The organism is Spirobacillus cienkowskii (genome assembly GCF_037081835.1).
GTDB classification, from domain to species: Bacteria; Bdellovibrionota_B; Oligoflexia; order Silvanigrellales; family Silvanigrellaceae; genus Silvanigrella; species Silvanigrella cienkowskii.
Map to the genome: position 1 here is coordinate 778,343 of NZ_CP146516.1, position 23,706 is coordinate 802,048.

Consider the following 23,706-nt stretch of genomic DNA (forward strand, 5'->3'; position numbering starts at 1 on the left):
TTTACATGAAAAAAGTAGATTCATTTAAAATCATGTAGTAACAAAATTACTTTTGGAGAAAGGATTCTTCAAATCGTTAAGGAGTAAAAACTTTATGGACGAAGTGAAACAAAACAAAGACGAAGATAGACATATTAGGAACTTATCACAGTACCTTGAAAAATTTCACTTAGCTACCGGCTTTCAAAACAAAGAAGTTGCAGAACTTTTGAAAATGGACAAAAGCTATTACAATAAAATTCGGCTTAAAAAATTTTCGCCAATTTCTAATAGTATTTCTATTTTAAAAAAATTTGCTTCTTTAAATAATAAAAGTATTATTCAATTTATAGCTGAGATAGAAGAAATCGAATTAGATCAAAATATTTTAGATTTAAATGATGAAGATTGGCAGTATATTATTAAAAAAGTATTTATTGATGTAGGACCGGTGGTACGAAAATTACTGATTCAGGATAGAATTAAAGATATATTAGATAACGATGAAAAATATATCGAAACCCTGGTTAAAAATTTTGTACTACTTTTATTAATAATAGATATATCTAAAAACGAAAAATGGCTAAACGTAATTTTAGATTTGATTTTAAATATTCATTATAATCTTGAGGGAGAGATGCCTGAAGACATGAATGTTCTTGTGCAAAGAATTAAAAAATCTTAAATTGGTAGTTGTTCATTTCTAGGAAATACAAGTTGTAAAATATGTTCATTTTCTTGCAGCATTCTGCTACCTCTTGTTACGGTAGCAACTCCTACTCCTAATTTTTCGGAAATTTCTCTTTGTGTCACTCCTTTAATAATTAGATTTACAATTTGAAGACGTTGCGCTATTGCGTCTAATTCTGCGGGAGTTAAAAAAACTTTTAAAATCTCTTCATATTCTTCATGGCTTAAATTTTTTTTGCTTAGTTCTTTTAAAAATACAGTAATTTCTCGAGTAGATGTTTTTATCCGAGGAGATAACATAAATCTGTTCCTTTAAAAATAAATAGTTATTAACGAACCAAGAGGCTTAAATAAAACCTCATTTGCTGTACTTTGATTACTAAGACCATGTGAAGGTCTTTCTAGTAAAATATGACCTTCGTATTTTGCACCGCTTATTTCAATTTCACATTTTTTATATTTCGAAAAAACAGAAAAACTTAAATTTTTTTCTGAGTAGATCATACAGTCTATTGTAGATAAAATTACACCTCCATGAAAATAGCAAAGTCCTCCTTGTGGGAGATCTAATAAAAATTTTTCAGCTTCGAGTAGATTAGCCATTTCATGATCTTTTCTTCCTCCTAAGCCATAAAATATTTCAATAAAAACTTGATTCTTTAAATTATCTTTTAAAATCAAATCTAGTATTGCAGCAAAATCGCTAAAACACTTGTCTTTGTTAAGTGCTGTGAGCTCATTATATTCGGTCTTAGAATTGTAATTGTTGATATTTAAATTTTTTTTGTCAAGAAATTTTTTAGACTTTCTTGATAAGCTATCGTTATCCCCAATGTAGATAATTTTTTGGGAATTTAAATTGTGTTTAATGACGTAGTTTAGCCCGCCGTCTGCGGCATATAAAGTTTCATTTTTAATTTTATCTATAGTTGTTGAGTAGGTATTGTGAGATAAAACACGAATATGGGAGCTAGCATAAGTTCCATTAAGAAAAATAATAAATTTTTTAATTTTATGCCTCAACTTTTAAAAAATTATTTTCTGAAAATTTTGGATTTGCCTTTTGTTCAATCAGCCAAATGTGTCTTATTCCTGTTTCAAGTTGCTCTGATTCAAATATCAGATCTCTTGCTTTAAAAATACCAGCAATAAAACCTATCACAAAACATAAAAAGGCTAAACCAAAACCAATTGAGCACAATACAGCTAAAAAACTTGGAATCGTATGTTCATTAATAATTTCTGAAAATCTGCCATTTTTAGCATTTTCTACAAGGTAGTTTTTTAAAAATAAAATGACGATAGCGCTACTAGAAAAAAACATAAAAGGTAATAAAAAAGAAACAAACGGGTAAAAAAATCGCACAAAACTTGCATTAGAACGCGATTTAAGAATACGCCGGGCATGCTCTGGAAAATTGTCTTTTAAATATATTTCAAAGTCATCAACAGACTTTTTGATCACTCTAGACATATTGAAATGCACCCTTAAGTATAAATATGTTGGTTTTTGTTTTCAAAATTTTAATCTTGGATTTTAATTTTTTGGATAACTCCATCAGAGATCTCGCGCCACTCTTTCATGAGCTCATACCAACCCCGTGGAAAGAAAAAACGAAGTTTGGCAAGTCTTAAAAATCCAGGAAAAAAATTAACACTCTCTTGAACGATAAGGCTCAACGCAAGAAACGTTGGCGTTAGAATTAAGAATGCAAACCATAGTACGACTTTATGAACATTTGGTAAATAGTTACCAAGATAAAAAGTAAATAACGACGACATGATAAATGCCCAAAGTGGGAAAAACCACATTCCGTGTGCAATTTTCATTGTGGCGCGCACATCCCTGTCTGATGTGCTTTTTTTAGCAAGCCTCTCACATATTTTAGCAGGAAATCCCCACACAATGGTTCCTAGAAACTCAACTGGCAAAGTAATAAAAAGATAAAACCAACCATGTTTAAACATAATCCAAAAGAAATTTCTTTTTTTATAGTTGGTATCGCCCCAAACCAATTGGACTGGCGAAACGTTTACAGCTTGCATCATACGGCGCATGGTTTGAATTCTTGCCATCAGGATGGGATCCGAATCAAAATCGGGACGATGTTTTTCAACGTAATCTCTAAATTCTCGTGAGGAATAAGGTTGCCTTCCATACGCCATTTCAAATAAAAAGCGCCAGTTTCTTTTTTCATCCCAGCTAAAAAAACTTGCAAAACCAGCCTCCAAAGAATCTCTCACTCCATCCATAATGTCCTTAACAGAATAATCAACGGATGAAATTTTAACGGGTTCGCAAAAATGCAGATAAAGCTCACTGCGAAATTCGTCTTTTTCAGAATAATCAATCACCGTTGGTTGTACGACCACCGAAAAGTGACCATCTTTTGCTTTACTCATCGCTTGTAAAGCCATTCGTGCTAAACCTGTTTTAAGTTGATAAATATAGGGATCATCATGACTCACGCCTTCTGGAAAAATAAGGATGCAATCGCCAGCAAGTAAAGCATCGCTGACTGTTTGAAATGCTTCGTTATTTGCCTTTGCACGCCAGTCTGGATCAAAGTTTCCTTGTTCGAGCATTTCTTTTTGTGCCTGAATGTCTTTTTTAATGTCTTGCAAGCGTGTTACTGGAATTGCTCGAGTCCATTGTAAGAACTGTCTCATCACTGGAATATCCCAGAGAGTGTGTTTCCCTAGGGGACGAATTTCTACTGGGGCTAAACCCAACATCACAGCTGGATCGACAATGCCGCTGGAATGATTTGAAGCCCATATAGCACTACCCCCTTTATATGGGGTTCCAGAAATGCTTATTCTTTTAAAAAATATTCGGCATAGGATAAACGCAAGTATCCGAACCATGCTTTGGCCTCTGTTATTTTGCTGAGTTCTAAAATTAAGTATATTGCCTGAGTGGGCATTAGAAAATGTCAAATTCATATAATGGAGAAAGAATGTCATTACAGCAAAACGTCAAGTGGCTTAGCACAAACACAATAAAAAATTTTAAAAGTCCTTTAAAAACTGTCGCAAATTGGAAAGGACAACAAATTAAAAATGTAATTATTGGTTTGCATGGGTTTGGAGATAATGCGGCAAATTTTTCTTCGCTTTCTAATGAAATCATAAATGATGATTGCCTTTGGATATTTTTACAAGGACCTCGTTTTTATCCTATGGGGCAAGATGGTGCGCAGTGGTTTCCATTGTTTAGCGACCCTACCGAAGAACGCAGACGATCTGAAGAATTAATCATGCAAACAATTTATAATGTCTGCGAGCAGTGCCAAATTGCATCCAATCGTGTTTTTATTTTAGGATTTTCTCAAGGCGCAGCAATGGCATTGTTGTGTGCTTTAAAATATAAAGAAAAATTTTGTGGTATTCTGTCACTTAGCGGATTTTTAATTCAGTCTCACTTGATCAAAAAAGCATATGCAGGCAGCTCGATTGATACCCCAATTTTGTTAGCACATGGAAATCAGGATCAAGTTATTTTTCCTGCAATGTATTACGAAACTCTTGATACATTAAGAGATATTGGAGTAAAAAATTTGAAAAGCAAAATTTACCAGATGGGGCATACATTGTGCCAGGAAGAGATTCGAGACATAACCAAATTTGTTGAGGAGTATCGTTGAACAAGTCAAATATGGATATTGAAAAAACATTAGAGCTTGAAAAATCGCGATTGCAATTTGAAAGTCGCGATCAAGGCGGAATGAACTCTTATTTAGTGAGTCTTGAACTCCCAGAGGATAATCCAGAAGATATTCAAGAGAGCCTTCAAGAACTTGGCGCATTAGTTCGTACCTTGGGTGATGATTGTTTGGGTGTTACAGTGCAAAAAAAGTCAAAGCCTGTGCCCGCGACTTATATTGGGTATGGCAAAGCCGAAGAATTAAAAAAATCATGCGCAACGTTAAAAGTAGATTATGTTGTTTTTGATCAAGAGCTCTCGCCAACACAAGTTCGAAATTTAGAAAATTTAATTGAGAAACCTATCTTAGATAGGACAAGTATCATTTTGCAAATTTTTAAAAAAAATGCCCGTTCAAAAGAATCAAAAACACAAGTCGAGATCGCGCATCTCGAATATATTGCTCCGCGTTTATCAAATGCTTGGATTACATGGGAAAGACAGCGAGGAGGTGGCGGTGTTGGAGGCAGGCTTAAAGGTTCGGGTGAAACGCAAATTGAAATAGATAGAAGAAGAATTAAAGATAAAATCAATTCTTTAAAAAAAGAATTAGAAAAAGTTCAAAAAGAAAGAGAAGTTCAGCGAAAAAACAGATCTGATGAATGGAATGTTGTGCTTGTTGGATATACAAATGCTGGTAAAACAACGCTTATGAATCAACTTACAAAAAGTCAACTTTCTGCAAAAGATTCTTTGTTTGAAACACTCGATGCGAGTATAAGACGTATTCGTGGCACAAATAATATGAATATATTAATTACAGATACTGTAGGATTTATTCGTAATTTACCGCACTCTTTAGTGGCTAGTTTTAGAAGTACTCTCGAAGAAGCCTGTAAGGCTGATTTATTATTAAACATTGTTGATATCTCAAACAAACATTATAAAGAACACATAAAAGTCACAGAAGATGTATTAGCACAAGTTGGTGCTTCAGAAGTGCCTAGAATTGTTGTTTTTAATAAAATTGATTGTATTGTAGGAGAGCCTCGATTACCAAGAATTTTAGCACGAAGTTATCCAAAAAGTATCTGCATTTCTAGTCAAAAAAAAGAAGATATTAAACGTTTTCGAGATTCTATTGTTCAATTTCTTGCGCAGAATATGGTGGAAAAAATTTTTCATGTTAGTTATGAAGATTCAAAATTGTTATCTTATATTTATTCACATACGCGGGTTTTAGAAGCAAACTGGACTCAAGATGAAGGAATTTTTAAAGTTCGTATGTCAAAAAGCGTATACCAACGTTATTTTTTACCAGATAAGATCGAGGATGATCAAGAATGATTGATGCAAAAAACGTTAAAACTATTCCAGAAAGTATTAAAGAGAAAATTTTAGAACTGAAAGCTTTAGAAATGAAATTAGGGCATTTGCCTCCAGAAAATATTACTGTTGCTGATCTTTATAAAAGAATAGAAGAACAAAGTTCTGAGCAAATGGAAAAGCAAACAGAAATATTATTTGCTGAAATTTGTGAGGCATTTATTGAACACAATTATAATGAGTCTGAAATTGTAACAGAAATTAACTCAATTGTTTGTTACGTTGGTGGTCCAAGGTATTGCAATGAACAAGAAGTCAGAGAAGCTTTAGGAAAATAAAATGTCTAAAAATTTTCCTTGTTTTTTAACTACAAACCAGTCATTAAAAGATGTTACTTACTATAAAATGGGCGGTATAGCAGAATATTTTGCAACCCCCAAAAATATTAGTGAACTGCAAGAACTCCTTTTTTGGTGTGTTACCAATAAAAAACCATGCGCCGTTTTAGGAGCTGGGAGCAATTCGGTATATGCAGATGGTGTATTTAAAGGTGTTGTTATTTCTCTTGCAAAAATGATTGGTTGGTTTTGGGAAACAGACTCTGTGTTGTTTGTCGAGGCGGGAGTCACAAATACAGAAATTGCTGAAATTTGCTTAGCTGCAAATCGCGGTGGAGCGACTTGGATGTATCGAATGCCAGGACAATTAGGCGCATCAATTCGAATGAATGCCCGTTGTTATGGTGGCGAAATGTCACAAATAGTTCAATCTGTTATCACATTAAATATGGATGGACAGTTAAAAACTTATACTGCTCAAGAAGTTTTTCAAGGTTATAAAAGTACAAGATTAATGCAATCTCCAGAAATTGTAATTGGTGCAAGATTATTTTTGCCAAATCTTATTTCTCCAGCAGTTTTGTTTGATGAAATGAGTTTATTTGAGGCAGATAGACATAAAAAGAAACATTTTTATTTACCGAGTTGCGGTTCTACTTTTAAAAATAATTACACTGCAGGAAAACCGAGTGGACAATTATTTGATTCTTTAGGCTTAAAAGGTAGACGTGTTGGTCATGCAGAGGTGAGTCAATTTCATGCAAACTTTGTTTGGAATACAGGAGACGCTTCAACGGTTGATATGTTAACGCTTGCTGCCGAAATGCGTGAAAGTGCCAAAAGTCATTTATCTGTTGATTTAGAGTTAGAAGTTCAGCCAGTAGGGATATTTTCTTGTGAATTATTTGAAAAATGTGGAATGAAGCAACTAGGACCTCATTATAGTTTTAATCAAAGTAACAAATGGGTTGGTTTATTGTATCATCCACAAAATCAAAAATTGACCCCAAATTTTCCTTGTTTGTTATATGAAGGACTTTTTTTAGAGTACTTACAAACTCCATTTATGGGCTGTGCAACTGTTGGTGTGCAATTTTTGCAAATTGATTCTTTGGAAAACGCAAAAAAGAATCCTTTAAATCCTTTTTTGCGTTGGATAACTTATTCAACCGAAACTCCAGAGAAGATTTTTTTTCTTAGAAAAAATTATGAATCTAAAATAAATGATAATATTTTTACTGATGAACTGTGGAATTTTAGTGTCAGTGAAATATTTTTAGCAAATTATAAAAACCCAGAAAATAATTATTTAGAATTTGAAATGACTCCATATGGTGAATGGGTAGCCATAGAGTTTGATGGTATTCGAAAACGGACTGGACGCAATAAAACTTTATCAATTGATCTTTGGAAAAATGTAAAAATTAATAATTTATGCACAAGTTTTTATAATAATAATGAAGTAAGGTTTGTTTTTGGTATGAGTTTTAATTACAATCAAATTAAAACTATTATAGATGAAGAAAGTAAATTTATTTACATCCAGTGTGCTTTGAGTTTGGGTAACAATAGATATTATTTGTCACCTTACTGGAAATATTTTGCAAAAAATAAAATTAATCAGAAGATTGATTTTCATCAGCCAAAAAAATTCTGGAAATTAAAGTTATTTTAATTTGTTAAATAATTAACGTAATTTTTTATAAAATATATTTGACATTTCTTTTTAATTGCGTAATTAATATTTTGTTATATTTATTTTTTACCATTTTTTTCTTGTTTATTCACAAAAATTTTAAGTTTTATAAAAAAAATTAATTTTTACATAATTATTTTTATACTAGGAGGTAACATGTATTTAAAAGTAATCAGTTTATTTTTTGTTTCAAATTCTTTTTTTTCATTGAATTTGATGGCTCAAGAAAAAAGATATATCACTGAGACAGCTTGGGATTTTGATAAAAATGATATTGGACATTACAGTAAAATCGACAACATGTTTAGTGAAAATACAGGGATAGTTTTGGGTTGTAATAGTTTTGAAAATTCTGATAATTTAAATATTTCTTTTGAAATAACTTACGATAAAAAACAGCCTAGAATATATATAACTGAAAATAATATAAAAACTCAAATTATTCCAAATGAAATTAAAAATGAAAATGTTTCAAAAATCATATTAACTAACTTAAAAAACATAGAGCTTTATTTATTTAACAATACTAATTATAGTATAAAAAATATTAGCGAAAAGGCGGTAAGAAGTAAAGATTGTGATGTAGGGTTATTTTAACGTTTGTGATTTCTCCAGTACTCTGCAAGGATAACGCTTGTTGCGCATGCTATGTTTAAACTTTCAACATGTCCTGTGCTCGGTATTTTTAGGGTTTTATCTCCAGTTTTAAATAATGCGGGACTAATACCTTGACTTTCTGATCCAAAGATAACAAGAGTTTTTGCCGGCATTTTTTCTTCAAATAATGACTTGCCATTATGACTTGATGTTGTAATGGCCGTATATCCTTTTGCCTTAAAATCTAAAACAGATTTTTCTAAGTTTTCAGTTGCAATAAGTTTAATAAATTCTGCTCCACCCTCTGCAATTCGAAAAGCAGCTCCTGATAATGCAGGATCAGTATGAGATACAAGTATGGCTTGTGCACCAAAACTTGCACACACTCGGATAATTGCACCTAAATTATGAGGATTTTGTACATTTTCTAGTGCAACAACACAATCGGCTTTGTTTTGTTGTGTTTGTGATAAATAATCTGCAACATTGGCTACGGGTTGTTTTTTAATTAAAAAACAAACACCTTCGTGATGATTTGATTCTGATACTTTTTCCATTTCTTGGGAATTTAGAACTCTGTAGGCTAATTTTTTTTCGGCACAAAATTTAAGTATCTTATTAAAATCTTTAATATTTTCTTCTGTAACGTACACGCGTATAATGTCTTGCGGCCTTTTTAAAAAGACTGCTTTGCAAGCATGAACCCCACAAATTTTCATTTCAATTTTTTTGCGAGGTTTTGGAATCTTTCTATTTGCCCCATGCTTTTCTTCTTTTTTCAACTTACTCTCCTAGATGAAATCCGTATTATGTAAGACGACCTCTGTATATTTGCTTTTACGCTTAAATGCAAAGTATTTTCCTTGCTTCTTGGTAAAGCAGATTTTTTACCTAATTGATTATGATATGTATTTTTAGGGTTTTTAAAAAAAATGATAAATAATAATTAATTATGCTTAAAAATTTTTAATGCCATAAAAAATGGCATACTATTGAAGTCTAGATTTTAACGGCATAAGTCGTTTGTTGCTGGTCAAGTTATCCACTTTCAATGTGGATAACTTATTTAAAATTTATGGTGCCCTCATTTTTGCTTTAAATAATAGAAAATTGGCCCAATAAAGATCAATTGACAATTAAAGCATCTCAGGAGAAGGATTGAATTGAGGAGGAGAGAGTTATGAGTTTGAGGGATCAACTTATGAAAGTGGGTCTTGTTTCTAAGAAGCAAGCGCAAAAAGCAGAAGCGACTGGGCGCAAACAAAATCATGATTCCAAAAAAAATAAGGAACTTGCTAATTCCCTTGATGCTGCAAAACAGGCTGAGCTCGAAAAAATTGAAAACGAAAAAAATACACGTAAAGAGCTTGATAAAGAACTCAACAAACAGCGAGATCTTCTTGTGCAACAGCGAGAACAGTTTTATCGAGCAAGACAAATTTTAAATAGCAATTGTTTGAATGACAAAAATGCTGAAGAGAATTACTTTTTTGAAGAAAATAAAAAAATTCGTAAAGTACTTGTTACTCCATGGCAACGAGAAATGCTTGCAAGGGGTAAGCTTGGTATTGGGAGACCTCAAGATGATATTGATGAGTATTATATTATTCCTTTAAGTGTGGCGAAAATTATTCAGGATATTGCACCGCAAAGACTATTGATGCTGCATTCTGAGCTTGATGACTTAGAAGAAGTTGATGGATTGTAAGTTTTTTGTGTTATGTGTTTATTATCAATTATTTAGGATATAATTCACTTTTAAATAAATGGAGCAGACAAATTATGCAATTCGATAACAGTTCCACTCCGGGATTAAAAAAGATTTTAGGTTTTTTTGTTGGAGGTCTTTTATTAGGAATCATAGGCACTGCTGGAGTCATGATTGCAAAGAACAATAAAAAAGCACTTGACGTTGTTGGAAATACGGTGAAGCCTGTTATTACAGTTGATGGAAAAACCTGGAGCACAGACTCACTTCCGGGGGATTCTATGATGGATTATTATACTCTCCGCAGTAATATATACAATGCCGAAAAGAATTTTATGTCTCAAACTGCAGCTCGTATTGCTCTTGCTAACGATGCCGGCAAGCCTGTGTCTCAAGAAGCGTTACCGAGACTTGATGAGCTACTCCCCTCATTGTCAATCACCGATGAAGAGGCGAAAAGATACTACGATGAGGTTGTTGCGCGTATGGGTAGCGCCGTTTTAGGTGGGCAATCATTCGACGCTATAAAGACACAACTTAAGATGCAAATGGCGCAACAAAAAACCGCAGATCTTGTTATGAAAAAAATTCATGATTTTGAAGCTGGAGGGCGTATTAAGGTTTTGCTAAATCCTCCTCAATCACCACCAGTAAAGTTAGATGTTCAAGATTATCCAGCAAGAGGTAATAAAAACGCAGACACCGTATTGGTTGAAGTTGCTGATTATATGTGTGCGCACTGTCGTGAGGCAGAAACAGTTCTCGAAAATATTTATCAAGAGTTTTCTTCTAAAGTTAAGTTTGTCAGTGTTTCTTATCCACTATCTGTCAATGGTTTGAGTGGGGCATTAACAAGAGGGGCATTTTGTGCTTCGCAACAGGGAGAAAAGCAGTTTTGGGATTATAACTCGTTAGCATTTCAAGTTCCATATTCAAAAATGGAAGCCAGTGGTCAGGATCCCAGCAAAGCGTTCCATGATGTTGCAATTGAAACGGCAAAGATGGCAAAATTAGATGAAGCAAAGTTTGCAACGTGCTTGAATTCAGCAGAAGCAATTGAGCATATTAAAAAAGTTCAAAATCAGTTCAATTCTGCAACAGGGTTTAAAGGGACTCCAACTTTTTATTTAAATGGCCGATTGATACAGGTTAGTCCAAGTCAGTTGGAGGCAACTCTTAAAACTGCATTAAAATAGATTGAGTTCGTGATTTTTGGTTAGTGGCTTTATTTTGGAGGATTGTTGTGTGAAAGCTCCTGCTCGTGTGCTTATTGTGTCTATTATTGTGTCATTAGTTGTTGTATTTATTGTGCTTTATCGGTATGATTTGTTGCCAAAAAAATCGCAAGATGCGGGTGAGACCGCTCAACAAACTTCTGCACCAGCTGCAAATTCAGCAGACAAGCCTTCTGAGTCAGAAAATAAAGAGGCAAAGAAGGAAACGGCTGCAACAGGTTTGCCAAGTGCCGCTCAACTAGAGAATGGCAAAAAATTGTATGAGACTGCGACATGCATTTTGTGTCATGGAGCGACTGGCAAAGCAGATACTCCTACTGCACAAGCTTTAAAGGCAACAAATCTTGTTGAAGGCAAATTTAAGAATAATAAAGATAATCTTCAGTCTGTTGAATATATTCTTAAAGTTATTACAGAAGGTGTTCCTGGTACCGGAATGGCAAGTTTTAAAGCTCAGGTTCCTAATGAAAGTGACAGACGTGATATTGCTGAATACGTCCATTCATTAGCAGAAAAAAAATAGACCATTTTAAGTATCGCTCACTTTAGGGATAATTTCGATGCAATTGAGCTTTGTCAAAAGCTCAATTGCATCTTTTCTTGTAGAGTCATCAAAATATTTAAAACTCATACCTGCATAATAATTGTTTGAAGAGTTCATACAATTATTCCAGTTGATCTCGCCAATGCCTGAAATTTTAATATAACTTGAAAAAATGATTTCAAAACCAATTAAACTGCCGACTTCATAAACAGTATTTTCAGTAGGAATCAATGCTCCGCCTCTGCCAACGGCAAACCTATTTTTTGAATTTTCATTTTGATTAAATTTAAAATTAATTGTGGGTTTTGTTTTGGGCATTAATGCATAACGTTCTGGCAATGGCATGGCTAACCAATTTAGTAAACCAAATAGTTCTGGAATATCAAAAGGTTTTTCTACAATGCCTTCAGCACCTAACGCAAAAAGTTCTTCAATTGTAATATCAGAATAAGCAGTAATAAACACAAATTGAGGTGATTTTATATTGATAGCTTTTGTCTTTTTTAAAAATTCGATGCCATTGCCTCCTGGCATGCGAATATCAGAAATTACCAGATCAATATTTTCCTTTTTAATGAAATTAAGTGCTTCTTGCCCATTTTTTGCTTCAAATACTGTTGTTTGATAATTTTTTAATTCGAGGGCAAGCATTTCTCTTAAATCTACTTCATCGTCAACAATAAGGACTTGTTTGTTTTTAAGAAAAATCATAATATTGCCTCAAATAAATAAAAAATAAACTTTTGATTTTATTATAAACTAAATTTAAATTGTATTGTGTTAGAATTCCGACAGGAATAAATATTTTTTAAATGAAACTCCGATAAGCTAATATGTTTTAATTCAATTTTTTAGAGGTTATTGAGTTGTGTCAAACAATGAACCAAAAATAACAGTAACTCATGAACAACTTATGTCTGATAAAGAAGGATATGAGCGTTTATCAAAAATTCTTTTTGAAAAAACTGGAATTTACATGGATCCAAGTGAAAAGAGTATTTCGTTAATGTCAAATAGATTGCATAAAGTGTTAAAAAAACATTTTTGCAATTCATATACAGAATTTATTCAAAAATTAGATTCTGGAAATAGTTTAATTTTAAATGAATTTTTAGAAGTTTTAACTACAAATACTACTAATTTTTTTAGAGAAAATGAGCATTTTATTTATTTAAGAAAAAATTTTCAAAAAATAATTGATTATTTGATAAAAGAAAAAAGAAATGAAATTAGGGTTTGGTGTGCTGCATCAAGTACCGGAGAAGAACCTTATACTATTTTAATGACAATTTTAGAGAGTTTAGCTTTTAATCCTAAGTTTACAGTAAAAATTAATGCTACAGATCTCAATACTCAAGTTTTAGACAAAGCCAAAGAGGGAATCTATAAATTAGAACTAACAGAAAACATTCCGCAAGAATTAGTGTCTAAGTACTTTGAAAAAAATCAAAATACAACAACTGAAACAATTCAGATTAAAGAAAAATTTAAAAAAATGGTCGAATTTTCAAAGCTAAATTTGATGAGCGATTTTTATAGTTTTCCATATAAATTTGATATAATTTTTTGTAGAAATGTGCTTATTTATTTTCCACAGCCTATTGTAGAATCCACTGTTTTAAAATTATCGCAATGTTTACATAAAGAAGGATATTTATTTATAGGTCATACAGAATCAATGATTGGAAATAAAGATAAACTTAAATCAGTTCATCCAGCAATTTTTCAGTTAATTGTTTAAATATTAGTTTTTTATTAAACCAAGATGTTTAAAAATTTTATAGTAAACTTTATTCCAAATAAATTTATCAATAATGATTTCTCCAGAAATAATTCCTTTAACATCTAACATTAAAATAGTTTCTAATTTTTTTTCATCTCTGATATTTTCATTCCAAGAAAGTTGCAGTGGTTGAAAACCAACTTTTGTAAATAAAGATTTTAAACTTTCGGGAACGCTTGTTAAAATATGAGTATGGTTAGACTGAATTACAATTCTAACAATTTGTCTAATCATGTTAATAAATATATCACTTTCGCGAAAATCTTTTTCCCAAGAAAACTTTGAAATTTCTACAAAATTTTTACTCCAGATTGATTCAGGAATAGTATCAATATAATTATTAAGTTCACATTTTTTCTTATTCTTATTATTAAAAATAATTCTAATACAAGCAACAGGTCGTTTACCTACTTTACAAACAAGTTGTCTAGCAAAAGTATCAAATTCATCTTTGTATGAATTTAGTGAATTATTATTGTCAGAAGAATTTGGAGTTTTTTGAAAAAGACTATTTTGACGTAGTAATAAAACTTTTTCGATTTCGTTTGCTTCTATTGCGTAAAAATAAGATAAACTATTTTCAATGATTTCTACAGGAAAATTATCATCTCTCAGTTCTTTTGGAGTGACTTCAACTCCACAAAATAAAATATATTCAACCATGATTTGAAGAAATCGAGTATTAACACTTTCAAATTGAACCTCAACATGGTATCTTGTGTTTTCATTTGATTTACTAGAAATCTCAATTTTTAAAATTTTAACATCAATTAAAAATTCTTCGCTTGTAGGAATTGTTATTTTAATTTGGGTTTTTAAATTTGGAAATAATGTCTTATTTCTTGCAGAAGTAATCAAGGTCATTCCATTCGCATGAAAATTTTTTATTTTAAATAATATTTTTTCTTGGAAAAAAAATGGATCTTCGCACCAGCAGTGTGAACCAAAAATATCAGGAATTTCGTATATCTTTTTTTTCTCTGGAGGTGTTTGAGACGAATTTTCGTTACCACTAATAAATTCTACTCCGTAACGAAGATAATTGACTTCATCAATGACTTTTTCAAGAATATACACAACCCTTCCATAGACAAAACTTGTTTGATTATCCTTTGTGATATAAAAAATTTTTATACTATCTGCTTTTTTGGGATAAGTAGCAAGCTGTTGGTTAATAATTAAAATATTAACTCCCCAAGGAGATAGATCTGTAATTTCGCCATGAAAAGAACGTTTTTCTTCAATGTCTTTTACTTTTACTTTAATTCCTTCGCCTGGAAACACAACTCTACGCGTGTCTCGCCTATTTTCAGTACCGGTGCTCATAAAATGATTATTCCATCTGGTTAAAAAAGCTTAAAGAAATTCAACAATGGAAATACAGATTTTTATCGGCAAGTGAAATTATTCTAAAAAGCGCATGTCATAATTCTGGCAGAAGGGGGAAAAATTAAAAACAAAACGAAAAAAATGCGTAAGCAATTGGTATGCCCAAAATTAAAGAGTCTATACGATCTAAAAAACCGCCATGACCAGGAAGTAAGTTGCTGCTATCCTTATAGCCCCCTGCTCTTTTAAAAGCACTTTCAATGAGATCGCCAATTTGTCCCGCAATACCCAAAAAAACTCCAATTAAAACAGCATACCATATTGGAAACGAAAGTTTAAATAGATAGGTTAAGGCGATTGCGGTCAGTGCGCTAAACAGAAGTCCGCCAATAGCGCCTTCACAACTTTTCTTGGGAGAGATTTTTGGGACTAATTTTCTTTTGCCAAAGCGCGAGCCAATAAAATATGCTCCTGTATCTCCCATTAAAATTGTTGCTAAACAAAAATAAATTTGAGCATTGCGATAAGGACTTTCTATTTGTAGCAAACTCAGTTCAATTAAACATGTAGCAGGGAGTGCTAGGTAGATAAAGCCTGCAATTATATTTAAAAGTTTATTAGAAGCAGTATGAAGGTCGGCGGCGCGCCGGTAAATCAAAACAGCAAAAATAAAAAAACATAAGAAAGTCCAGGCAATGGGAAGGATTAAAACTTTTTCGAGACTATGCGAAAAAATTATTTTTGAAAAGTAATATGTTATAATTATAAAGGCATAAGAAAAACCTACGGCAAAGTGCTTTAGCTTAAGTTTGGGACGAGGTTGTTCAAAAGCTGTAGATCCATCCATAATATTCCAGCGAAGTGCAGCAAACTCTGTACCAGAAAGTAAAATAGCAATGCTTACGATTGTTACAAAAAGTGGGGTAAACAATTTTTCTGGGGAAAAACTAAGAATGTAAATAATAATTGAAGTAAAAACGAACGCCGTCGCCAATCGAGTTTTAAGCATATATAAAAAACCAACTTTCAAAAATTTAAGATATTTTATCCGGTATGACCGGTTTGCATTCTGTAATATGCCATAGTAATCAAAGTCTATCAAATAGACATTTGTGCGGTAGAGAATTCGCATATGTTGGAGTCTAAATTATGAATGTTCTACAATTTAAAAAAAAATCAAAAGAAGCGGCTTTAAATTTAAAATATAGTTCTGGAGAAATTCGTTCTATTCCTAAAGAAGTTTCTGCTATTGGAATTGATCTTGGTACAACAAACTCTGTTGTTTCGGTATTTTCATATGGAGCAACACAGCCTGTTACTTTAGAATATGAAGGAGCTGCGTTAGTTCCATCTATGGTCTATTTTGATGCTAAAAACAATAAAGATGTTGTTGGAATACAAGCAAAAAGAAATTTAGATTTAGAACCTGCTGAAGTTATTAGAAGTACCAAAAGAAGCATGGGAAAAAGTAACAGCTTCTTTTACTCAAATAAAAAAACATATTCATCTGAAGAAATTGCTTCGCTTGTTTTAAATTATTTAGTTTTACATCCTATTTTACAACAAGAAAAAGAAAAATATGGAGGAATTTGGGCGGTTATTACAGTGCCAGCGCATTTTGATGATGCAGCCCGTCTTGCAACAATTGCTGCAGCCGAAAAAGTGGGTATTCATGTACTACGGATTGTAAATGAACCAACTGCAGCTGCATTAGCGTATAGTATGATGCCAGAAGATAAAACAATTCAAAAAGAAACTCTTGCGGTTTTTGATCTGGGTGGTGGCACTTTTGATGTGAGTATTGTAGACAGAGAAGGCTATGTTTTTAATGTATTAAGTAGTGATGGTGATGTGCATCTTGGAGGTGATGACGTTGATGATGCTGTGGCAAGTTTTTTATTAACAAAAGTGCATCCACAGCTTGTTGCGCGCAGAGCTTCTAAAGATTCTGAGTTATTTAGAAATCTGCTGGTGTGTGCTGAAAATGCTAAAAAAAGCTTGCAAGTAGATGGTGTTGTGCAAGTTGAGCATCATGATCTTGATGGAAAAGGATCAACATTAAGTTCTGAATTGACACGAGAACATTTCGAAGAACTTGTGGTCTCTATTTTAGAAAAAACTTTATATTTGACAGAAAGTGCATTGCACGCAGCAAAAAGAAGTCCAAAACACATTTCAAGAATTTTGTTGGTTGGAGGAAGTACACGTTTAAGTTTAGTGCGACAAATGCTTTCTGAGTATTTTAGTTGTATAGTTGATGCGCGACTTGAGCCTGATCTTGCGGTCAGTTGGGGCGCTTCATTACAAGCTGCAATTATTTTAGGAATTCAACCGGATACAATTCTTGTTGACGTATGCAGCCATACCTTAGGTATTGGTGTGGTCGAAAATTCAGAATCTATAAACGAAAATTTTAAAATCGTTGCTAAGAAATTTGGGATTCCTTATCCTGTTTCTGAATCAGAGTTGCACCGCAAACTTGGTATGCGCATTGAAGAATTTAATATAGAACTGCAAAAACTACTTTCTGTTGCTCCTATTTTGTTTAGAAATAGTGCCTTGCCTGCTAGAAGATCTGAGTTTTTTAATACAATTTATAATAACCAACATGCTGTTCATGTGGTTGTTGTGCAAGGTGATGGAAGTACTGTGGGCGAAAATAGGCTAATTGGTGCGTTTTTATTTGAATTAGAACAGCCTTGTCCTAAAGGAACTCGTTGTGAAATACAATTGACATATGATGTTAATGGAATGGTTCAGGTTTTTGCCAAACAGCTAGGTACAAAAAACGAAGCCAAAGCGCAATTTGATAGTAGAACTGGTAAAGTCACAGGTTGGACATCAATTTCTAAAGAAGACTTGAGTATGTTTGGAGACAATCAAGAAAATCTACTAAAAGAATTAAATGAGATTGATACCAATGCACCGAGCAAAAAATTAAATCTTACTGAAAACGATAAAAATATTTTAGCTTTTCCTTTTGGTGGCAAAGCATCTCGTTCAGAAAAAAATATTGAATCTGATAACGAAAAATCTGCTGAAATTATTAATTCATTAGTTTTAAGAACAAAACGTATTTTAGCAAAGTTAGACTCTAATTCTTTAGAATATTTAAAAATTACTGAGACTTTAAAAAATTATTCTGATTTATTACTAGAATCTCAAAAAGGTTTAGAGAATGATTCTGAAATTGATCAGATTGAAGGTGATTTGCTTACTTTGTTAGAAGGAAAGTAGCGAAATGAGTAATATAATAATTCAAAAGATTATTTCAGAGTTTGAACAAGATTTTGATACGTTTGAAAACTATTTGCTGTTATCTACAGAAATTAACGAATTTAAAGATTATTTATTAAACTATCGAGGAATGCCTGTGAAGTTAAATGAGTCGTCTTTTCAACTTTCGCAGTTTGCAAAGCAATTTACAGAAAATATTATTAGTTACTTTGTTAATATTTTTTCTAAAAGTGGTTTGTTTTCTTGTCAGAATCATGAAATAACTAATATTTTGTGTGAAGTTGAAAAATCTGTTAATTTAATTTTGTATTATTGGTTTGGATTAAAAGATAGAAATTATCAATTTATGACATTGATTCACTTTTATAATATTAATAATGTGAGTTCTGTATTTTTAACCAAAAATAATCAAGATTTTTCTGTAACATTAACTGAGTACGGTATTAAATTTGGATCAGCTGATAGTTTGCACGAACCAAAATGTATGCCAGTTTCAAAGGTTTGTGCTTTAACAAATTTTTACACTCCTAATGATGAAAGAGTTCTTTTTGCTAGAATTCGCACGGTACAACGAGAAATTTGTTTACTTATTGATGACTGGGAGCATTTAAACTCTGTATTAGCGGTTGATTATGGTACTAAGTACCATAATTTGCAGCAAAATTATTCTAAAAAATCAGAAGAAGAGTTTGAAGCAGTATCACAAAAAATGAACATCAGACGCGATACTTTGGCATTATGGTGTATGGAATCTTTTTGTGAATTTCAAGATTGGATAACATTTTTAAAATCTAAAAATAATTTTAATGAAGATATTTTATCAGAAATTGACGCAGCAGCAGCTCTTTTATTGTCTGCAGTACAAAAAATATTTTTACCTGCATCAGTCAGTCGTCACAGGTATTGCAGCGAAATTTTACCTTTATTTAAAAAATTTGCTATGTCACGAATTGCTATGAATTCAGATGATTTGTCCTCTCATTTGTTACTTCAGGTAATTCAAAGTAGTGAGGGAAAAAGTTTTTCTAATTTGTTGTTAAGTTTTATTGAAAAAAAACCTTTTGAATGGAGTTTGACCTTTGATCCTTCTTCTGCTCTAAAGGCATTTAGTTGGAGTTACTCAAGAGAACATCATATTTTATTGTGTTTAATTTATACTATTTCTTATTTTAGAAAAATTGTCCCAAATTTTGTTAATAATCATCAATTGTCAGACATTGCAACAACAATTCAAATGCCAGAAACTTTTGCTATAGATCCTCAGCATAAGATTTTAAATTTTGAAAAGAGTGATCTTTCTCCTGAGTTATTTGAAAAATTATACTTAATTGCCAAAGGATATCTTGAAAAAAATTTCAAAGTAACAAAAAATAATGAAGAACTTTATATGTTTGTATTAAATGGTTTAAAACTTTAAAATTTATTTGTGAGTTATTTATGATTTTTAATGAAGATTTTGAAGAAAATATGATTGTACCTCGAAGAAGGGCTGCCAGTGAAATTAAATTATTAAGGCTAGAGCTTATTCCAAAAGGAAAAACGCCATGCGAAGAAATTGGCAGTGAATGGTCTTCTGCGCAACCAGCAGAAAATCTTTCACCCTCAAAAGCGGCGTTGTGTCTTGGAATTGAGGTGTGGGCGCCCCAATCTGTTGTCAAAAAGCGGTATAAAACGTTGCAGCTTCGCTATCCTCCGGATCAATTTGTGGAAAAACACATAGAGTGGCGTCCCTCTGCGGAGTTACTTGGAAATCCCAGAAGCCGCTTGAATTGGTTTTGGCAAAGCGGTTTTGTGCCGTTGCCAGAGAGCAAGTTAGAATTTAAAGAGGGTTCATTATGGGACAAAAACAATGCAGAACCAGAAATTGATAGCAGGCTTGCATTAAAGCGTTTAAAAAATATGTTTAGGATTAATTAAGTTTCGTGTATTAAAAAAATTATATGCTAAACTTATTTTGTAATAAATTTTTATGGGAATACGAGTTAAGTTTTGGTACGTAGGTGTGTAACAGTTTTTTACTACCATAAAAAACAATATAACTTTGTTCGATTGAAGAGTAGGTAAAACTCGATGAAAATTATCAAAACGCCAATACAAAATAGTTTGAAGTCTTATATAAATTTATCCTATTCTTTAGAAAACGTGAAGCATTTTCAGAACTCAGTTGAGAATAAGGATTTTTATTCTATTTTTTTGTCTGTTGTATTTGTAGTGCGCAACCAAGAATGTTATCTAGATAACATTCTTGGTTGCGCAAATGCATATGTATCATCCCACGTCAGTGATTACGAGTTGATCGTGGTTGATAACGCTTCAGTCGATCAAAGTGTGCAAGTGCTTAAAAAACTGACTTCTCAAGAAGGGTTGCCCAATCTTCAGGTGTATGCACTGACCAAGGAAGTCAGTTGTGACACGGCAGCCTGGGTTGGCTTAGAAAATGCACTCGGTGATTTTGTTGTTGTAATCGATCCGCTAGTTGAAGATCTTGCATTTTTGTCAATAATGCTTAAAAAAGCAGTTCATGGAGCAGATGTTGTATTTGCTAAAAATAAACAACAACCGCGCCAAAGTTTTGTGTACCAATTAGCGAAAGCTACTTTTAATTTATTCTACAAGAGTTTCTGTGGTATTCACCTTGCAAAAGAGGCTTCAGGCTCCAGGCTTCTTAGCAAACGTGTTATCAATTTTATTCTTCAACATCCACAGCCTTCAATCCAATACAGGCACTTACCTGTCACTGCTGGTTTTGTGAAGGATCACTTTGAATACAGTTCCAAACCTATTTATAATGACCCAAAAAAACTCGGCGAAAGAATAAATGTGAGCATACGTTTGCTTGTTTCTACCACCCAAGTACCAATGAGACTGGTTACAAGTTTGTCTCTTTTTGGGGCTACTGCAAACTTATTTTATACTTTTTACGTACTAATTATTGGAATTACAAAAACAAATATTGCTCCGGGCTGGATCAGTATTTCACTACAGCAATCAGGTATGTTTTTCCTAATTTCGCTTTTGTTCTTGGTTCTTGGTGAATATATATTGCACATGTCGAGTTTATCAAATGAAGGCCCTCTTTATCATGTTGGTCAAGAGTTTACGAGTGTACATATGACTCGAAAAGAAAAACTTAATATAGAGACAAGGGTTACTCGCTCTGAGACTTCTGAAGGAGTCTCTCAATCTAAAGGTACAGCATTTTGAGTATGAACGAGGTAGATGCCGTGATTATTGGTGGAGGGTTCTATGGAACAAACATAGCTATCTACTTAGTCAAACAACGCGGATTAAGGAAAGTCGTTGTTTTAGAAAAAGAGTCTAAACTGTTAAGCCGCGCCTCGTATAACAATCAGTCACGAGTTCATAATGGTTATCACTACCCTCGTAGCTTCACGACAGCCTTTCGAAGTCGTATTAACTTTTTAAAGTTTGTACGAAACTGGCCTGATGCAATCACACAAGATTTTACCAAGCTATATGCAATAGCAAGACGAAACTCAAAGGTGACTGCTAGACAGTTCAAGCGTTTTTGTCATGAAATTGGCGCAAAAATTCAACCTGCAGAAGCAAGTTTAAAAAAAATATTTGAACCTAATTTGATTGAAGATGTATTTCTTGCAGAAGAATATGCTTTCGATGCAAACCGTCTAGCTTTTTGGATTACAAAAGAAGTACAAGAAAATGGCATAGAAGTTCGTCTCTCTTCAAAAGCTTTGTCTATTTCTCGTTCTCCTAATAACACATTAATTGTTTCAACCATTAATAACAACGGAAATAATGACGCTCTGCAGTGTCGATACCTGTTTAATTGCGCGTACAGTGGTCTAAAACACATCTGTTCGGAATTTTCAGTTACAGAGGTTGGTCTAAAACAAGAGGTTACAGAAATGGCTCTGCTTAAAGTGTTTCCTCCTCTTGTTAATCTTGGCATAACTGTGATGGATGGGCCATTTTTTTCGCTTATGCCGTTCCCTTCTAAGGGGTTACATACACTATCACATGTTCGTTATACTCCGCATTTCAGCTGGCAGGATGAGTTTGGTATTGAGCCTTACAAGAAGCTTCACGAATATGAAAAATTGTCGCGCGTAGAGCGTATGATTAGAGATGTTGGGCGATATTTGCCATCAATATTAAATTCCAAGTATGTTGAATCGCTCTTTGAGATAAAGACAGTCCTACTTAAGAATGAAGTAGACGATGGTCGACCTATATTATTTGAAAAACATAATGATTTACCTGGTTTCTATTCTATCTTAGGAGGTAAAATAGATAATATTTACGATGTACTGGAGAAACTTGATGCTGAAAATATTAATTAAAGCAAAAATTTTTATTTACCCTGTTTTGTTTTTTTGTTTGTTATTTATGATATATCAGTTCAACTTCTTTGCAACTGTATCTAACAATTTCTTTGATAAATTTCAAAAAGATTCGGAAGCTTTAGTGGTAGGTGGAATTGTTGCAGATCAATTAGGCCTAGAAAAACAGGGTTGGAATTTAGGTTTTGTTGTTAAAAATGGAAACTTTTCTTCTTCGCAAAATCTTTTTGATTCCTATGAAATATTTGCAGAAAATAAAAGTTACCCTCAAGCTGTTTTTGTTCCTTATAAATCCCAAATTGGAGGGCAGGGGTGGTTTTATTCATTTTTAAACAAATATTTTAATACTAATTCGGTAGAAATTCTGCAATTTCTACCGTCAGCTTTACTAGCCCTGCTTGTGGTTCTGTTTCATTATTTGCATACCAAAGTATATGGGCAAATGTATGCAATGGTTTTTTCTTTTACGTTTACTTTTTCTCCATGGGTGAGCGCTTTTGCTAGAAACCTCTATTGGTCGCCTTTTTTATGGTTCCTTCCTTGTTTTTTTGCAACATTAGCTTGCATTACTAAGTCATCATATCTTCGCAATTTTTATTTTCTGCTATTGTTTATTTCATTTTTTGCAAAATGTCTTGGTGGGTATGAATTTATCACATCAATTACCCTGTTTGCGTGCTCTCCTTTTGTGATAGGACCTTTTTTTAATGGAATAGCAAAGCCAAATATAAAATCTGCTGCTATTGTTTTTATTTTATGTATCTTGGGTTTTATTTCAGCTTTTTTGATTCATGCCAATATGCGTGGGCAAACAATAAGTGATGGCATTGTGTCAATTTATCAAGATGACATCAAACGCCGCACCTATTCTGATCCCTCTAACTTTGATCCGATTTTGAAAGATTCTTTAACTGTAAGCCCAATCATTGTTGTGAAAACCTACATCTTTAATTGGGGAAGAAATTTTATTACAGGAGTCAATGGCGTATTCTTTCAAATTATTTTAATACTTGTTGTTATAGGGTTATTTATCAGTAAAAAACATTCGCACAAAACATTTGTCCGAGATTTTGTGCTTATTTCTTTTATGTCACTTATTCCATTATCTTGGTATATAATGGCAAAAGCACACTCACAAGTACACACAAGTACAAATTATGTGTTGTGGTATTTTGGATTTATTCCAGCATTGTTTTTTGTTGGAATTAATTTTTTAGTGATTTTGTTTCAAAAAGCCAAGAAACGTTATTCACATTTAAATTCAGAAAAGTTTTAA

General features: G+C 32.7%; 24 protein-coding genes. 16 read left to right on the forward strand and 8 right to left on the reverse strand.

Annotation, left to right across the window (positions count from 1 at the left end):
* The first annotated feature begins 94 nt into the window (after window positions 1-94).
* Window positions 95-664 (forward strand): hypothetical protein, encoded by a 570-nt coding sequence (locus Spiro2_RS03465; protein ID WP_338637075.1) that lies wholly within the window; start codon window positions 95-97, stop codon window positions 662-664.
* Here Spiro2_RS03465 and Spiro2_RS03470 read toward each other — a convergent pair.
* From Spiro2_RS03470 to Spiro2_RS03485, 4 genes are read right to left on the reverse strand one after another with little or no spacing between them, the layout of a single operon-like run.
* Window positions 661-969 carry a Trp family transcriptional regulator gene (locus tag Spiro2_RS03470; RefSeq protein WP_338637076.1) on the reverse strand — a complete coding sequence of 103 codons (309 nt, stop codon included), beginning with the start codon at window positions 967-969 and terminating at the stop codon, window positions 661-663. The genes Spiro2_RS03465 and Spiro2_RS03470 overlap by 4 nt on opposite strands.
* A gap of 12 nt (window positions 970-981) precedes the next feature.
* Complete coding sequence (locus Spiro2_RS03475; RefSeq protein WP_338637077.1) at window positions 982-1,692, reverse strand: hypothetical protein; 711 nt, start codon at window positions 1,690-1,692, stop codon at window positions 982-984.
* Window positions 1,682-2,143: a hypothetical protein gene (locus Spiro2_RS03480; protein ID WP_338637079.1), complete on the reverse strand. Its 462-nt coding sequence runs from the start codon at window positions 2,141-2,143 to the stop codon at window positions 1,682-1,684. The genes Spiro2_RS03475 and Spiro2_RS03480 overlap by 11 nt, the downstream gene beginning before the upstream one ends.
* A gap of 50 nt (window positions 2,144-2,193) precedes the next feature.
* Window positions 2,194-3,537, reverse strand: coding sequence for a 1-acyl-sn-glycerol-3-phosphate acyltransferase (locus Spiro2_RS03485; protein WP_338637080.1), 1,344 nt, complete (start codon window positions 3,535-3,537; stop codon window positions 2,194-2,196).
* Window positions 3,538-3,629: 92 nt separating this feature from the next.
* On the opposite strand from Spiro2_RS03485, the gene Spiro2_RS03490 reads away from it, so the two are divergent.
* The 5 genes from Spiro2_RS03490 (at window position 3,630) to Spiro2_RS03510 (ending at window position 8,272) form a co-directional block, all read left to right on the forward strand.
* Complete coding sequence (locus Spiro2_RS03490; protein ID WP_338637082.1) at window positions 3,630-4,316, forward strand: alpha/beta hydrolase; 687 nt, start codon at window positions 3,630-3,632, stop codon at window positions 4,314-4,316.
* A complete protein-coding gene (hflX, locus tag Spiro2_RS03495; RefSeq protein WP_338637083.1) occupies window positions 4,313-5,662 on the forward strand; it encodes a GTPase HflX in 1,350 nt (449 codons plus the stop codon). The genes Spiro2_RS03490 and hflX overlap by 4 nt, the downstream gene beginning before the upstream one ends.
* On the forward strand, window positions 5,659-5,979 hold the full coding sequence (locus tag Spiro2_RS03500) for a hypothetical protein (protein ID WP_338637084.1): 321 nt from the start codon (window positions 5,659-5,661) through the stop codon (window positions 5,977-5,979). The genes hflX and Spiro2_RS03500 overlap by 4 nt, the downstream gene beginning before the upstream one ends.
* 1 nt (window position 5,980) lies before the next feature.
* A complete protein-coding gene (murB, locus tag Spiro2_RS03505; protein WP_338637086.1) occupies window positions 5,981-7,654 on the forward strand; it encodes a UDP-N-acetylmuramate dehydrogenase in 1,674 nt (557 codons plus the stop codon).
* A 177-nt stretch (window positions 7,655-7,831) separates the two neighbouring features.
* Window positions 7,832-8,272, forward strand: a complete 441-nt coding sequence (locus tag Spiro2_RS03510) for a hypothetical protein (RefSeq protein WP_338637087.1) — start codon at window positions 7,832-7,834, stop codon at window positions 8,270-8,272.
* On the opposite strand, the gene Spiro2_RS03515 is transcribed toward Spiro2_RS03510, so the two are convergent.
* Window positions 8,269-9,054, reverse strand: coding sequence for a tRNA/rRNA methyltransferase (locus Spiro2_RS03515; protein WP_338637088.1), 786 nt, complete (start codon window positions 9,052-9,054; stop codon window positions 8,269-8,271). The two genes, Spiro2_RS03510 and Spiro2_RS03515, sit on opposite strands and share 4 nt — an antisense overlap.
* Before the next feature lie 398 nt (window positions 9,055-9,452).
* Between Spiro2_RS03515 and Spiro2_RS03520 the strand changes: the two genes are divergently transcribed.
* The 3 genes from Spiro2_RS03520 to Spiro2_RS03530 all read left to right on the forward strand — a co-directional run bounded on the left by Spiro2_RS03520 (window position 9,453) and on the right by Spiro2_RS03530 (window position 11,738).
* Window positions 9,453-9,980: a DUF2058 family protein gene (locus Spiro2_RS03520; RefSeq protein WP_338637090.1), complete on the forward strand. Its 528-nt coding sequence runs from the start codon at window positions 9,453-9,455 to the stop codon at window positions 9,978-9,980.
* Between the two features lie 74 nt (window positions 9,981-10,054).
* Entirely contained in the window at window positions 10,055-11,176 is a 1,122-nt protein-coding gene (locus Spiro2_RS03525) for a DsbA family protein (protein ID WP_338637091.1), read from the forward strand.
* Window positions 11,177-11,225: 49 nt separating this feature from the next.
* Window positions 11,226-11,738 (forward strand): cytochrome c, encoded by a 513-nt coding sequence (locus Spiro2_RS03530; RefSeq protein WP_338637092.1) that lies wholly within the window; start codon window positions 11,226-11,228, stop codon window positions 11,736-11,738.
* Window positions 11,739-11,744: 6 nt separating this feature from the next.
* Here Spiro2_RS03530 and Spiro2_RS03535 read toward each other — a convergent pair whose 3' ends face one another.
* Window positions 11,745-12,470 (reverse strand): response regulator, encoded by a 726-nt coding sequence (locus tag Spiro2_RS03535; RefSeq protein WP_338637093.1) that lies wholly within the window; start codon window positions 12,468-12,470, stop codon window positions 11,745-11,747.
* Window positions 12,471-12,627: 157 nt separating this feature from the next.
* Here Spiro2_RS03535 and Spiro2_RS03540 point away from each other — a divergent pair, with 157 nt between their 5' ends.
* Window positions 12,628-13,500 (forward strand): CheR family methyltransferase, encoded by an 873-nt coding sequence (locus Spiro2_RS03540; protein ID WP_338637094.1) that lies wholly within the window; start codon window positions 12,628-12,630, stop codon window positions 13,498-13,500.
* A 3-nt stretch (window positions 13,501-13,503) separates the two neighbouring features.
* Here the strand turns inward: Spiro2_RS03540 and Spiro2_RS03545 are convergent, their stop codons facing one another.
* Window positions 13,504-14,868, reverse strand: a complete 1,365-nt coding sequence (locus tag Spiro2_RS03545; RefSeq protein WP_338637096.1) for a hypothetical protein — start codon at window positions 14,866-14,868, stop codon at window positions 13,504-13,506.
* A gap of 124 nt (window positions 14,869-14,992) precedes the next feature.
* Window positions 14,993-15,880 (reverse strand): phosphatidate cytidylyltransferase, encoded by an 888-nt coding sequence (locus tag Spiro2_RS03550; RefSeq protein WP_338637097.1) that lies wholly within the window; start codon window positions 15,878-15,880, stop codon window positions 14,993-14,995.
* 140 nt (window positions 15,881-16,020) lie between these two features.
* On the opposite strand from Spiro2_RS03550, the gene Spiro2_RS03555 reads away from it, so the two are divergent.
* The 6 genes from Spiro2_RS03555 to Spiro2_RS03580 all read left to right on the forward strand — a co-directional run bounded on the left by Spiro2_RS03555 (window position 16,021) and on the right by Spiro2_RS03580 (window position 23,706).
* Window positions 16,021-18,108, forward strand: coding sequence for an Hsp70 family protein (locus Spiro2_RS03555; RefSeq protein ID WP_338637099.1), 2,088 nt, complete (start codon window positions 16,021-16,023; stop codon window positions 18,106-18,108).
* A gap of 4 nt (window positions 18,109-18,112) precedes the next feature.
* Window positions 18,113-19,525 carry a hypothetical protein gene (locus Spiro2_RS03560; protein ID WP_338637101.1) on the forward strand — a complete coding sequence of 471 codons (1,413 nt, stop codon included), beginning with the start codon at window positions 18,113-18,115 and terminating at the stop codon, window positions 19,523-19,525.
* A gap of 20 nt (window positions 19,526-19,545) precedes the next feature.
* Entirely contained in the window at window positions 19,546-20,025 is a 480-nt protein-coding gene (locus Spiro2_RS03565; RefSeq protein ID WP_338637102.1) for a hypothetical protein, read from the forward strand.
* A 153-nt stretch (window positions 20,026-20,178) separates the two neighbouring features.
* Window positions 20,179-21,312 (forward strand): glycosyltransferase, encoded by a 1,134-nt coding sequence (locus tag Spiro2_RS03570; protein ID WP_338637103.1) that lies wholly within the window; start codon window positions 20,179-20,181, stop codon window positions 21,310-21,312.
* Between the two features lie 2 nt (window positions 21,313-21,314).
* Window positions 21,315-22,430: an FAD-dependent oxidoreductase gene (locus Spiro2_RS03575; protein WP_338637104.1), complete on the forward strand. Its 1,116-nt coding sequence runs from the start codon at window positions 21,315-21,317 to the stop codon at window positions 22,428-22,430.
* A complete protein-coding gene (locus tag Spiro2_RS03580) occupies window positions 22,411-23,706 on the forward strand; it encodes a hypothetical protein (RefSeq protein ID WP_338637106.1) in 1,296 nt (431 codons plus the stop codon). Before Spiro2_RS03575 ends, Spiro2_RS03580 begins: the two co-directional genes overlap by 20 nt.